General features: G+C 73.4%; 11 protein-coding genes. 4 read left to right on the forward strand and 7 right to left on the reverse strand.

Annotated elements, in window-relative coordinates; translation table 11 throughout:
* Positions 1–67 precede the first annotated feature (67 nt).
* Both ABZ948_RS30065 and ABZ948_RS30070 read left to right on the forward strand, forming a co-directional pair.
* Positions 68–1,024 (forward strand): ABC transporter substrate-binding protein, encoded by a 957-nt coding sequence (locus ABZ948_RS30065; protein ID WP_359764759.1) that lies wholly within the window; start codon positions 68–70, stop codon positions 1,022–1,024.
* Positions 1,025–1,148: 124 nt separating this feature from the next.
* Entirely contained in the window at positions 1,149–2,087 is a 939-nt protein-coding gene (locus ABZ948_RS30070; protein WP_359764761.1) for a hypothetical protein, read from the forward strand.
* A gap of 2 nt (positions 2,088–2,089) precedes the next feature.
* On the opposite strand, the gene ABZ948_RS30075 is transcribed toward ABZ948_RS30070, so the two are convergent.
* The 6 genes from ABZ948_RS30075 to ABZ948_RS30100 all read right to left on the reverse strand — a co-directional run bounded on the left by ABZ948_RS30075 (position 2,090) and on the right by ABZ948_RS30100 (position 8,070).
* Positions 2,090–2,674 carry a GTP-binding protein gene (locus ABZ948_RS30075; protein WP_359764763.1) on the reverse strand — a complete coding sequence of 195 codons (585 nt, stop codon included), beginning with the start codon at positions 2,672–2,674 and terminating at the stop codon, positions 2,090–2,092.
* Positions 2,661–3,020 (reverse strand): DUF742 domain-containing protein, encoded by a 360-nt coding sequence (locus ABZ948_RS30080; protein ID WP_031121236.1) that lies wholly within the window; start codon positions 3,018–3,020, stop codon positions 2,661–2,663. The genes ABZ948_RS30075 and ABZ948_RS30080 overlap by 14 nt, the downstream gene beginning before the upstream one ends.
* 1 nt (position 3,021) lies before the next feature.
* Positions 3,022–3,453: a roadblock/LC7 domain-containing protein gene (locus tag ABZ948_RS30085; protein ID WP_010034179.1), complete on the reverse strand. Its 432-nt coding sequence runs from the start codon at positions 3,451–3,453 to the stop codon at positions 3,022–3,024.
* A 14-nt stretch (positions 3,454–3,467) separates the two neighbouring features.
* The gene (locus tag ABZ948_RS30090; protein ID WP_359764766.1) at positions 3,468–5,855 is read right to left on the reverse strand and encodes a sensor histidine kinase; all 2,388 of its coding nucleotides are present in this window, start codon (positions 5,853–5,855) and stop codon (positions 3,468–3,470) included.
* A 191-nt stretch (positions 5,856–6,046) separates the two neighbouring features.
* Positions 6,047–7,051, reverse strand: coding sequence for a substrate-binding domain-containing protein (locus ABZ948_RS30095; RefSeq protein WP_359764767.1), 1,005 nt, complete (start codon positions 7,049–7,051; stop codon positions 6,047–6,049).
* Positions 7,052–7,254: 203 nt separating this feature from the next.
* The gene (locus ABZ948_RS30100) at positions 7,255–8,070 is read right to left on the reverse strand and encodes an SAM-dependent methyltransferase (protein WP_359764769.1); all 816 of its coding nucleotides are present in this window, start codon (positions 8,068–8,070) and stop codon (positions 7,255–7,257) included.
* Between the two features lie 176 nt (positions 8,071–8,246).
* Here ABZ948_RS30100 and ABZ948_RS30105 point away from each other — a divergent pair, with 176 nt between their 5' ends.
* Both ABZ948_RS30105 and mgtA read left to right on the forward strand, forming a co-directional pair.
* Positions 8,247–8,594, forward strand: coding sequence for an ArsR/SmtB family transcription factor (locus tag ABZ948_RS30105; protein ID WP_359764771.1), 348 nt, complete (start codon positions 8,247–8,249; stop codon positions 8,592–8,594).
* A complete protein-coding gene (gene mgtA, locus ABZ948_RS30110; protein WP_359764773.1) occupies positions 8,584–11,067 on the forward strand; it encodes a magnesium-translocating P-type ATPase in 2,484 nt (827 codons plus the stop codon). The genes ABZ948_RS30105 and mgtA overlap by 11 nt, the downstream gene beginning before the upstream one ends.
* Here mgtA and ABZ948_RS30115 read toward each other — a convergent pair.
* Positions 11,054–12,549, reverse strand: a 1,496-nt coding sequence (locus ABZ948_RS30115) for an LCP family protein (protein ID WP_435857648.1), incomplete at its 5' end; no start/stop codon positions are given. The genes mgtA and ABZ948_RS30115 overlap by 14 nt on opposite strands.

Raw genomic sequence — 12,549 nt, forward strand, 5'->3', positions numbered from 1 at the left:
GTGGCTGCAAGAAACCGTGACCAGGCTGCTCTTGACTGACCGTAAAGCGGCTGGATTGGATCGGTGGATGACTTCTACCGCGAAGAGCAGCTGGTCCAGAACAAGGCACACCGGCACGGCGGCCGTCGCGCTCACCGCTGCCGCGGCGCTGCTCGCGGGCTGTTCGTCCGGCGACACCTCCGACGACCCCCTGGCCGGCGAGAAGGCGAAGGCCGGCACGGTCGTCGTCGGCTCCAACAACTTCGCCGAGAGCACCCTGCTCGCCGACATCTACGGCGAGGCCCTCAAGGCCAAGGGCCTCAAGGTCACCTACAAGCACAACATCGGCAGCCGCGAGACCACCTACGGCCTGATGAAGAACGGCACCATCACCGTGCTGCCGGAGTACAACGGCTCGCTGCTCGCCTACCTGGACCCCAAGGCCGAGCAGAAGTCCGCAGAGGCGGTGAACGAGGCCGTCAAGGCCAAGCTCGACAAGAAGCTGACGATCCTTCAGTCCTCGCCCGCCGAGGACAAGGACTCCGTCACGGTCAACGCCGAGACCGCGAAGAAGTACAAGCTGACGTCCTCCTCCACGCTCGCGGACCTCAAGGACGCCGCCCCGGAGCTGGTGATCGGCGGTTCCCCCGAGTTCCAGACCCGGCACCAGGGCCTGGAGGGCCTGAAGTCCGTGTACGGCCTGGAGTTCAAGTCCTTCAAGGCGCTCGACGCGGGCGGCCCGCTGACCCAGGCGGCGCTGGCCAGGAACACCGTGCAGGCCGCGGACATCTTCACCACGGACCCGACCATCGTGAAGGAGAAGTTCGTCGTCCTGAAGGACCCCGAGAACCTCTTCGGGTTCGCCAACGTGACCCCGCTGGTCCACAAGAGCGGCCTGTCCAAGGAAGGTGTCGACGCCCTCGACGCCGTCTCCGCCAAGCTCGACACGAAGACGCTCCTGGAACTGGACGCGCAGGTGCAGCTGGAGAAGAAGGACCCGCTGGACGTGGCCAGGACATGGCTGAAGTCGGCGGGGCTGGCCTGACCCGGCAGCCCGTCACGATGCGGTAACGGGCCCGGCCGGATCCGGAGGGGACCGAACGCGGGCCGGGGGTGCGGCGTCACAGGGACGACACCGTCCCCGGCCACCGCGAACCCCTGGGAGCGTCATGCGCACCGACATGACCCGCACGGCCCGCCGCCTCCGCCTCCGCCTCCGTCTCCTCCTCGTCCTCGCCCTGTCCGCCGCCGGCGCCGCCGCGGGCTGCGGCTCCACAAAGGCGGGCGGCACCGACCCGGAACCGGAACCGGCCCCGCGCACCGGCCACCGCGCCCAGCAGGTCGCCGAGGCCTGGGACGGCTCCCGGGCGGCCGCGCGGTGGCGCGCGGGCTTCCACCCCGTGGCACCGCTCGTCGACCTGCCCGGGACCGGTCTTCTCCGGGACGACGCCGACCGGCAGGCCTACGAGATCGGCAACTTCGACCTGCGGGGGAAGCTCCCCGCCGCCCCGGGCGGCGACGGACGGGTGACCTGGCCGGGCGGGGCCTCGCTCACGATGCCGCTCATGGACGCCGAGCAGGCCTACCGGACCCTGGACCGCGCCGACAGCCCCGGACCGCGCCTGACCGTGACCGGGGCGAGGCGGGGCGAGATGACCGTGGCCACCAGCCGCGGCCCGGCGACCGTCCCCGCCTGGCTGTTCACGCTGGAGGGCTACGACAGCCCGCTCGCACGCGCCGCGGTGCACCCGTCCCGGTTCCCCGCGCCGCCGATCGGGCCGCTCGGGAATGACGTGCCCACCGACGTGCTGGCGCCGCTCGGCGGTCTGACCGGGGTCGCCGGGAACGGCCGGTCCGTCACCGTGATGGCCCACCACGGCTCCTGCGACGACGGACCCGTGGTGGACGTACTGGAGACGAAGGGCAGCGTCGTGCTGTCCGCCGCCGTGACGGGCGTCGACGACGGACCCTGCACGAGCGAACTGCGCGGGAAGAGCGTGACGGTGAAACTGGCCGGGCCGCTCGGCGACCGCATCGTCCTGGACGCCTTCACGGGCCGCCCCGTGCCCTACACCGACGGGCCCGGGGCCGCTGACGCCCGGAGCTGAGCTCAGGCCTGCACGGCCGACGCGATCAACTGGTCGATCAGGGCGATCAGCACGTCCCGGCACGACTCCCGGTCCCGCGCGTCGCACAGCAGCACCTTCACGTGCTCCGGCACGGCGAGCGCCTCCCGGATGTCCTCGGGCGGGTAGGGGTGTTCGCCGTGGAAGCCGTTGACGCCCACGACGAACGGGATGCCCCGGCGCTCGAAGAAGTCGATCGCGGCGAAGCTGGACTCGGGTCTGCGGACGTCGACCAGGACCACCGCGCCCAGCGCGCCGAGGGCCAGGTCGTTCCACATGAACCAGAACCGCTGCTGCCCCGGCGTACCGAACAGGTAGAGCACCAGGTCCTGGCTGATGGTGATGCGGCCGAAGTCCAGGGCCACGGTGGTGGCCCGCTTCTCCTCGATGCCGTCGAGGTCGTCGACGCCCAGACCGGCCATCGTCAGGGGTTCCTCGGTGCGCAGCGGGACGATCTCGCTGACCGACCCGACCAGGGTGGTCTTGCCGACGCCGAAGCCCCCGGCGATGAGGATCTTGACCGTGTCGGGTGCCGAATGCGCGTCAGCGGCGGGGTCAGAGCCGGCCAAGGCCGTCCCTCACTTTCTGCAGCAGGTCCAGGTCCGGAGCGGTACGGGAGACGGGGCGGGGCGGGCGGACGGTGATCCGGCCCGCCTCCAGCAGGTCGCAGAGCAGGATGACGACCACACTCACCGGGAGGTCGAGCCGGGCGGCCAGCTCCGCCACGGCGACCGGCTCGGCGCACAACCGGAGGATCCGGGTGTGCTCGGGCTGCGGCCGGGTCGCCGTGTCGGGCGGCGGATCGACCGCGGTCACCGTCGCGATGAGCGTGAAGTCGGCACGGCTGGGCCGGGTCCGGCCCCCGGTCAGTGCGAACGGCCGTACGAGCCGGCCCGCCGAATCGCCTCCGCCCACCTCACACGCCGGGGTCGACGACGGGTCCGGCCACGCCCCGCGGTGCCGCGCTGAGGTGCTCGCCGATCTTCTTCACCAGCATGTTCATCTGGTACGCGACCACGCCGACGTCCGCGCCCGGCCCGGTCAGCACGACCAGGTGGGCGCCCGGACCGGCGGAGGTCAGGATCAGGTAGCTGTTGGCCATCTCGATGAGCGCCTGGCGCACCGGACCGCCCCGGAAGTCCATGCTGACGCCCTTGCTGAGGCTCATCAGCCCGGACGCGGTCGCCGCGAGCCGCTCGGCGTCGTCGCGCAGGAACCCGGTGGACTTGCTGACCACCAGGCCGTCCTCGGAGAGCACCACGGCCTGGTTCACGTCGGCGACCCGCTCCACGAGTCCGGTCAGCAGCTGGTCGAGCTGGGTGTGCGTGGCGGGGATGGGGCGTGTCATTGCGGTGTCCTTCGTCAGCGGTCGGCGGGCGGAGTCGAGGGGACGGGATCGGCGGCGGCCTGCCGGGGTGGTGCGGCCGCCCCCTGACCGGACGGCGGCTCGGCGTCGTCGTCACGGGCCCGGAGCGTGCCGCGCTGGAAGCCGGCCAGGGAGGAGGCGGCGGCTTCCGCGGTGAAGTCGTCGAGCAAGGCGTCGTCGCCCGCGGGCGCGGACTCCTCGCGCAGCTCCTCCACCAGGCTGGTCTGCGGCACCCGGCGGGGGAGCGGGGCGAGGCCGTCGCGGCGGGGGATGACCGTGCGGGCGGCGGGCGCGGCGGCGGGGGCCGTCCGGGCCGTGACGAGCGGCCGGGGCTCGGCGGCGGACGCCGCGCCGGCCTCCGCGGCCCGGGTGTCCTCCGCGACGGCCGTGTCCCGCGGGGCGTCGGTGTCTGTCATGGGTTCCGTGTTCCGCGCCTTCGGCGCACTGGAGTCCGGGACTTCCCGGACCACGATCTCGTGCGGGATCAGCACGATCGCCGTGGTCCCGCCGTACGGCGACGAGCGCAGGGTGACGGCGATGCCGTGCCGGTGGGCCAGCTGGGCGATCACGAACATGCCGAGGCGCAGATCGTCGGCGAGCGCCACCACGTCGAACTGCGGGGGCACCGCCAGCTGTTCGTTGAACGACGCGTAGTCCTCCTCCGACATCCCCAGGCCCCGGTCCTCGACCTCGACGGCCAGGCCCTTGGCCACCATCCCGGCCCGCACGCTGACGGGGCTCGGGGCGGGGGAGTACGCCGTCGCGTTGTCGATGAGCTCGGCCAGCAGGTGGATGACGTCGGCCACCGCGGGCGGGGCGACGTACACCTCCTCCTCGGTGTGCACCTCCACCCGCTGGTACTCGGCGACCTCGCCGACCGCGCCGCGCAGGATGTCGATCAGCGCCACCGGCTCGGTCCAGCTGCGGCCGGGCCGTTCGCCGCTGATGATGACGAGGTTCTCCTCGTAGCGGCGCAACTGGCTGGCCGTGGAGTCCAGTTCGTACAGGCCCTTGAGGATGTCCGGATCGGTGTGTTCGCGCTCCAGCGTGTCGAGCTTGCTCAGCTGGAGGTTGACCAGGTTCTGGCTCTGCCGCGCTATGCCCAGGATGATCTTCTGGAAGCCGCGCCGGGTGTCGGCGAGTTCGACGGCGGTGTGCACGGCCGTGCGCTGGGCGGTGTTGAACGCCCGCGCCACCTGCCCGAGTTCGTCGTGCCCGTAGTCCAGCGGGGTCGTCGCCGACTCCGGGTCGACCGTCTCGCCCCGCTCCAGCCGGGCCACCACGTCGGGCAGTCGCTCCTGCGCGAGGCTGACGGCGGCCCGGCGCAGGCCGCGCAGCCGCCGGGACAGCGAGCGGGTGATCCGCCAGGACATGCCGACGCACAGCAGCAGCGCGAGGAGCCCGCCGGCGCTCAGCAGCGCCGCCTTGAGCAGCAGGGCGTCGGCCTTGTCGGCGCTGCGTTCGAGCAGTGCCGTCGTCTGCTGCTGGATGAGGCCCGCGTACTGCTCGGACAGCTTGTCCATGGCGGCGTTCCACCGCTTCTGCGCGTCCGGCAGGGCGATCTTGTCCGCGTCGGCACTGGAGTTGCGGGCCGCCAGCACCTGGTCCTCGACGGACTGGAGCGTCTGCCACTCGGGGCTCGCCAGGATCCGCTCGGTCTGCGTCTTGGCGCTGCCCGTCAGCTGCGGCACGACCTGGTCCTGGACCAGCCAGCGCCGCGTGTTGACCAGTTCGGCGAACTGCACCCAGGCCGCGTCGTCCAGATGGCCCGACGGCCAGGCCAGGGTGAGCTGGGCGTCCTCCCGGGAGACCAGCTCCGCCGCGTGCTCCAGCGCGACCAGCGGGCCGGCCTGCGAGGTGAGGTCGCCGTCGTCGACCTGGGAGAGCTCCTGGAAGGCGTGGATCTGGTCGTCGACGATCGAGGAGTACTGGTCCAGCGCCTGCTGCGGGGTGATGTCGGTGGGGTCGTCGACCTGGTCCCGGTAGTACTCCAGGCTGCCCACCGAGCCCAGCACCGAGTACAGCCGGTCGGAGATGCGCGAGGGCGCCTTCTCGATCGCGTCCGCCTGCCCGACCAGCTTCGCGACCGCCTTGTCGGTCTCCTCGCGCTGCGCGTCCAGCGCGGCCCGGGAGCCGTGCGGCGAGGCCAGCCAGGCCGCCGACAGGCTGCGTTCCCGCTGCAGCGCGAGCGTGGCGTCGGTGCCCATGGCACCGGTCGACCGGCTCAGCTCCGTCTGGTCACGCAGCCGAAGGCCCTCCGAGAACATCTGGATCGTCGTCACGCCCCACATCGCGGCGAGGGTGACGCTGGGCACCAGGGCCAGGAGGACCAGGGAGAGGCGTATGGAACCGAGACGGCGCCGGGCACCTGTCCGTCGAGACATCGTCGTCCTAGGGCGATCAGCGGGGAGCGAGGAACGGGGAAGCGGAACGGTCGTGCGGGCGGGGGGACGGGCGCGAAGGTGGCGGTGTGCCGGGCGCGGCACATGGGATGCGCAGGATGTTATCCGTACAAGTGGACGTACGCGCCGGGCCTGACCGAATCTTTGGCGACACCGTCACAGTAAGGATCCGGTCACCGGGTCCCGGCGGCGGCGAACCGGGCCACCGCGGACACGTTCGACCGGGTCACGAACGCCGGACCGGTGAGCACCGGCGACACCCCGCCGCCGCTGATGTTGCCGTTGGTCCGGTACAGCCACAGGGCGTCCACCGCCAGGTAGCCCTGGAGGTACGGCTGCTGGTCCACGGCGAACTGCACCTCCCCGCGCCGGACCGCCTCGACCAGGTCCTTGTTGAGGTCGAAGGTGGCCACCTTGGCCCCGCTGCCGGCCTGCCGCACCGCCTTGACGGCGCTGAGCCCGTACTGGGCGCCCAGGGTGACCACCTCGTCGATGCTCGAGTCCTGCCGCAGCCGGGACGCGATCGTGGCGGTCACCGCGTTCATGTCGCTGCCGTCCACGTACAGGTTGTCGGTGTCGCCGCGGAACGCGTTGCGCACTCCGGCGCAGCGGGCCTCCAGCGCCACGTTGCCCCGCTCGTGCACCACGCACAGGGCGTGCTTGGCCTTGAGGTCGTTCAGCTTGTCGCCGACGGCCCGGCCCGCGACGGACTCGTTCTGCCCGAAGTACTCCAGGAGCCCCGTCGGCCGCCAGGCGTCGATGCCGGAGTTGAGCCCGACGACGGGTATCCCGGCCGCCTTGGCCTGGGCGACCGGGCCGCGCATCGCCGCCGGTTTGGCCAGCGTCACCGCGATGCCGTCGACCTTGTCGCGGACCGCTTTCCGCACCAGGTCGGCCTGCGCGAGCGGGTCGGCGTCGCTGGCGTACGTCAGGTCGATGCCGTCCTTGGCGGCCGCCGCCTCCGCGCCCCGGCGCACCAGATCCCAGAACGCGTCGCCCTTGCCGCCGTGCGTGACCAGGGCGACCTTCATCCCGGCGCCGGACCCGCCCGCGGGCTCCGCGTCGTCCCCGTTCGTGCCGAGGACGGAGCAGCCGGACACGAGCAGGCACACGGCGGACGCCAGGGCCGCGAGACGGGCGAGTCTCCCGGCGGCGTGCGGCGGGGGAGGAGTGTTCATGAGGGGCGGACCTCGCTGTGCGGCCGAGCAAGAGCAGGAGGAGAGCGCAGGCGGGCCGCGGGGTGTGCGCCGGCCGGATGACTCTCGCTGGCCCGGAGCCAACCGTGTGTGACCACCGGTCGTCAAGTGAGCGGCCACATGCCGTGAGTTGATGCTGCCGCATCGTGATGATCTGTCCGACCGGCCGAACAGCGAGGTTCCGCTTACGGCTTGCGCGCCACCGCCCCGTACATCGCGATGTCCTCGTCGCGGATGGTCTGGCCTGCGCTTTCCATACCGTCCGTGCGGTTCGGACGCCACTTGTGCACCTGTACGACGCCGGGCTCCGCAACGTCGAGTCCCTCGAAGAACTGAGCGGCCTCCGCATGCGTGCGCAGCCGCATCGGCATGCCGCGCGCGGCGTACTCCCGGGCCACCCGGCCGACCTCCTCCGGGGCGAAGTCGGCGGTGCCGATCGACATCGCGAGGAAGCTGCCGGAGGGCAGCGGCTCCAGGAGCCGGCGGACGATGCCGACGGCGTCGTCCTCGTCCAGCATGAAGTGCACGATCGCGATCACGGTCAGCGCGACCGGCTCCGACAGGTCGAGGGTCTCCCGGAACCCCGGCGCACCGAGGATCGAAGCCGGGTCGCGCAGGTCCGCCTCGACGTACGCCGTCCTGCCCTCCGGCGTGCCGGACAGCAGGCCCGCCGAGAGCGCGAGGACCAGCGGGTCGTTGTCGACGTAGACCACCCGCGCCCCCGGCGCCGCCGACTGGGCGATCTCGTGCAGGTTGGGCGAGGTCGGGATGCCGGTGCCGATGTCGAGGAACTGCCGTATCCCCGCCTCCGCGGCGAGATACCGCACCGCGCGGTGCATGAAGTCGCGGTTGGCCCGCATGTGCACGGGCAGCGCGGGCCACTCGCGGCACATGGCGTCGCCGGCCTCCCGGTCCGCGGGGTAGTTCTCGTCGCCGCCGAGGATGTAGTCGTAGATCCGCGCCGAGTGCGCGCTCTCGGTGTCGATACGGTGCTCCGGCATCCGGGCCTCCCGAGGCTCAACTCATTTGCTCCGGGCCAGGGTTGGCCCGCCGCGTGCGATTCCACCACCGCTGCCCCCGGGAGGGAAGGAACCGCTTCCTCCGGTGGGCTCCGGGGCCCGCCTACACTGGTGCGGCTCACGGGACGACAGGGCGCGGCGACAGGAGGGCGGCGACGGTGGCGGCAGCCGGCAGTGGCTTCGAGGACCCGTCCGCCGACGTGCTCGCCCGGGCGGCCGAGGCCTTCGGGCTGCTGGCCTCGCCCGCCCGGCTGCACATCGTCTGGGCGCTGGCCCAGGGCGAGAGCGACGTCACCGGGCTCGCGGAGCGGGTCGGTGGCGCGCTGCCCGCGGTCAGCCAGCACCTCACCAAGCTCAAGCTGGCCGGGCTCGTCCGCTCCCGCCGCGAGGGCCGCCGCCAGGTGTACTACGTCGACGACCCGGACATCGTCGACGTCGTACGGCTCCTGGTCGGCCGGCTCACCGACCGCGCCGCACCGGCGCCCCGCCGCCTCCATGGCCTCTGAGACCACCCTGGGAGTGCTGCGGCGGCTGGAGTCGGGCCCGCGGGGACTGACCGACACGGAGGCCGCGTCCCGGCTGGCCGCCCGAGGTGAGAACACCCTGCCTCAGGAGCGGACCCCGGCCTGGCCCCGCCGGTGCCTGCGGGCCCTGCGCGACCCCTTCACCGCCGTCCTGCTCTGCCTCGGCCTGGTGTCCGCCGCCGTCGCCTCCTGGGGCACCGCCGTGGTGATCCTCGCCCTGGTCGCGGTCAGCTGCGTGCTGCGCGCGAGCGGGGAGCACGCGGCCGACCGGTCCCTGGCCACCCTGCGCGAACTGGTCGCCGGCACCGCCACCGTGCTGCGCCGCGCCGACGCCCAGGACTCTCCGGAGCCCCGGGAGGTGCCGGTCGCCGAACTGGTCCCCGGCGACGTCCTCCGCCTCGGCCCCGGCGACCTGGTCCCGGCCGACGTCCGCCTGCTCCGGTCGCGGGGGCTCACGGTGCACCAGGGGGCCCTGACCGGGGAGTCGGCGCCGGTGGGCAAGACGGCGGCGGACTCCGGTACCGCCGACGAGTCCCACCTCTGCTTCCAGGGCAGCACCGTCGCCTCGGGCAGCGCGACCGCCGTCGTGGTCGCGACCGGCGCCGGGACCCGCTTCGCCGCCGCCCACCGGGTGCCGGACGCCCGCCGGGAGGGCGGGGCCTTCGACCGGTCCGTGCACGGGATCTCCTGGGTGCTGATCCGGTTCATGCTGCTGACACCGCCGCTGGTGCTCATGGCCAACGCGACGCTGCGCGACCGCGGCCTGGAGACCTTGCCCTTCGCCGTCGCGGTCGCCGTCGGGCTGACGCCGGAGATGCTGCCCGTGATCGTGACGACCTGCCTGGCCCGGGGCGCCGCCTCCCTCGCCCGCACCCGGGGCGTGATCGTCAAGCGGCTGCCCGCGCTGCACGACCTGGGCGCCGTCGACGTGCTGTGCGTCGACAAGACCGGCACCCTCACCCAGGACCGGCCGGTCGTCGAACGGTCCCTCGACCCGGCCGGCCGGGACGACCCCGAGGTGCTGCGCCGGGCCGCCGTCGGCGCCTGGTGGACCCTCCAGCTCGCCGAACTGCCCACCCCGGACCCCCTCGACGAGGCCCTGCTGGCGGCGGCCGGGCCGGTGGGCGAGGAGTACGACGGCGTCGACGCCGTGCCGTTCGACCCCGTACGGCGGATCTCCACGGCGGTGGTCCGAGGCGCCCTCGGGCGGCACACCCTCGTCGTCACGGGTGCCGTCGAGGCGGTCCTGGAGCACTGCGCGACCCGGCCCGGCGAGCACGACCGGCTGCTGTCGCTCGCCGCCCGGGAGGCGGAGGCCGGGCTGCGGGTGCTCGCCGTGGCCACGGCCGACCGCCCCGCCGGCCCGGGTGCGCCGACCGATCCCCGGGGCCTGGACTTCCAGGGCCTGGTGACCTTCCGGGACGCCCTCGCCCCGACCGCCGCCGAGGCCCTGCGCGGCCTGGCCGACCGCGGCGTCACCGTGAAGGTCCTCACCGGCGACCACCCGGCCACGGCGGCCCGGGCCTGCCGGGAACTGGGCCTGGACCCGGGCGAGGTACGGACCGCCGGGCAACCGGACGACGCCGGCGCGGCGACCGTCGTCGCCCGCTGCACCCCGGAGGACAAGGCCCGGGTCGTCGCCGCCCTGCGCGCCGCCGGACACACCGTCGGCTTCCTCGGCGACGGCGTGAACGACGTGGCCGCGCTGCGGACGGCCGACGTGGGCATAGCGCCCCGCTCCGCCGTCGGCGTGGCACGGGACAGCGCCGACGTCGTGCTCGCCGAGAAGGACCTCACGGCGATCGGCCACGCGATCACCTCCGGCCGGCACGCGAGCGGCAACATCGCCTCCTACCTGCGCGTCACGCTCTCCTCGAACCTGGGCAACGTCGTCGCCATGCTCGCCGCGGGCCTGCTCCTGCCCTTCCTGCCGATGCTCCCGGCCCAGGTCCTCGCGCAGAACCTGTGCTTCGACGCGGCCCAGCTCGCCTTCGCCCACGACCGTCCCGGCGCGGCGGCGCTGCGCGGCCCGGCCGGGCTGCGACCGCGTTCCTTCCTCCGGTTCGTCATCGCCTTCGGCGCGCTCAACGCGGTCGCCGACCTCGCCACCTTCGCCGTCCTCGCCCTCGCGCTGCACGGCCCCGACGCCGTCGACGACGAGGCCGTGTTCCACTCCGCGTGGTTCACCGAGAACCTGCTCACCCAGGCCGTGGTGATGCTGCTGCTGCGCACCGGCAGGCCCGCCGGGGGCGGCCGCGCGCCGGGCCCGGTCGCCCTGGCGGCGGCCGGACTCGCCGCCGTCGGACTGCTGCTCCCGCCCAGCCCCCTCGGCGGGGCCCTCGGCATGACGGCCCTGCCCCCCGCGTACTACCTGCTGCTGGCGCTGGTCCCGGGGCTGTACGCCCTGGCCCTGGCCGCGGCCCGGGCCGGGTACCGGCGCCTCAGCCGTAGGTGAGGTTCGAGCAGGGGTTGTCGGCCGCGGAACGGGCCCCGTCGGCCACCTCGGACGGCACGGCGGTCGGGGCCGGGGAGGCGGACGCGCCGGCCCGCGTGTCGGCGTACGACTGCCCCAGGACGACACCGACCCCGCTGCCCGTCACCGACCGGAGCTCGGCGCCCGGGAAGGCCCGCGCCACGGTCCGGGCCTCGTCCTCCAGGCCGGGGCCGTACTCGACCAGCGTGGTGGTGTGGTCCTGGGCGGACGCCGTCGCCGTCCCCGTGACGGTGAAACCGTCCGCGGTGAGCGCGGCGGCGGCCCGGGCGGCCAAGCCGGGGACGGACGTGCCGTTGTAGACGGCGACGTCGATGCCGTCACCGGAGACCGGCGTGGGAGAGGCGGACGGCGTGCCGGAACCGGACGCTCCGGTTTTCTTCCCGGCGGCGTCCTTGCCGTCGATCGTGCGGTCGGCCCGCAGCGCCGCCCACAGCGCGTCGGCGTCCGGCTGCACGAGCGCCACCCGGGAACCCTGGTACCGCCAGGGCACGGTGACGAACCGGGTGTTGTGCAGGTCGATGTCCTTCATGGACATCGCGAAGGAGATCAGCTTGTCGGCGGAGCCGAGGCCGGGGTCGACGGTCAGCGACTTCGTGGCGGCATCCGCCAGCGGCAGCAGGTTCGTCGGGGTGAGGCCCTTGCTCTTCACCTCCTTCAACAGGCTCGCCACGAACGCCTGCTGGCGCTTGATCCGGCCGATGTCGGACCCGTCGCCGATGCCGTGCCGGATCCGCACGTAGTCCAGGGCCTTCTGTCCCGACACCGTCTGCTCGCCCTTGTGGAACAGCAGCTTGCCCGGAGCCCTGAGGTGCGGGTTGAGGTCGTTCTCGTAGACGTCCTGCGGCAGGCACACCCGCACGCCGCCCACCACCTCCGTCAGCCGGGCGAAGCCCTTGAAGTCGACGACGACGGTGTGGTCGACGCGCAGCCCGGTGAGCTGCTCGACCGTGTTCTGGGTGCAGGCGGGGTTGCCCTTGGCGGTCTGGCCGACCGAGTACGCCGCGTTGAACATCGTGTCCGGCTGCGCCTTCGTCCAACTGCCGTCGGGCAGCCGGCAGGGCGGGATGGTGACCAGGGTGTCGCGGGGGATCGAGACGGCGATCGCGTGCCGGTGGTCCGCGTAGACGTGCAGCAGGAACGCCGTGTCGGAGCGGCCGACATCGTCCTTGTCGCCGCCGCCGAGGGCCTCGTTGCCGCCGGTGCGGGTGTCGGAGCCGATCACCAGGACGTTCTCGCCGGTCGACGAGCCGGCCTCGGGGCGGTTGTCGGACAGGCCGCCGGAGTCGAACGTGCTGATGTCGCCGTCCAGCTTCAGGTACAGCCAGCCGGCGCCGCCCGCGACGAGCACCAGCAGCGCCAGGCAGACCAGCAGCGCGGTGCGCACGCCGCTGCGGCGGCCGCGCCGGCGCCTGCGGTCGCGGGGTGCGGCCCGGCTGCCCCGGC

The sequence above is a fragment of the Streptomyces olindensis genome (assembly GCF_040645895.1).
Taxonomy (GTDB): Bacteria; Actinomycetota; Actinomycetes; order Streptomycetales; family Streptomycetaceae; genus Streptomyces; species Streptomyces olindensis.

What these genes read in the sequence shown, in the direction of transcription:
- ABZ948_RS30065 (WP_359764759.1), top strand. Translation starts at nt 68, where the DNA reads ATGACTTCTACCGCGAAGAGCAGCTGGTCCAGAACAAGGCACACCGGC.
- ABZ948_RS30070 (WP_359764761.1), top strand. Translation starts at nt 1,149, where the DNA reads ATGCGCACCGACATGACCCGCACGGCCCGCCGCCTCCGCCTCCGCCTC.
- ABZ948_RS30085 (WP_010034179.1), bottom strand. Translation starts at nt 3,453, where the DNA reads ATGACACGCCCCATCCCCGCCACGCACACCCAGCTCGACCAGCTGCTG.
- ABZ948_RS30090 (WP_359764766.1), bottom strand. Translation starts at nt 5,855, where the DNA reads ATGTCTCGACGGACAGGTGCCCGGCGCCGTCTCGGTTCCATACGCCTC.
- ABZ948_RS30095 (WP_359764767.1), bottom strand. Translation starts at nt 7,051, where the DNA reads ATGAACACTCCTCCCCCGCCGCACGCCGCCGGGAGACTCGCCCGTCTC.
- ABZ948_RS30100 (WP_359764769.1), bottom strand. Translation starts at nt 8,070, where the DNA reads ATGCCGGAGCACCGTATCGACACCGAGAGCGCGCACTCGGCGCGGATC.
- mgtA (WP_359764773.1), top strand. Translation starts at nt 8,584, where the DNA reads ATGGCCTCTGAGACCACCCTGGGAGTGCTGCGGCGGCTGGAGTCGGGC.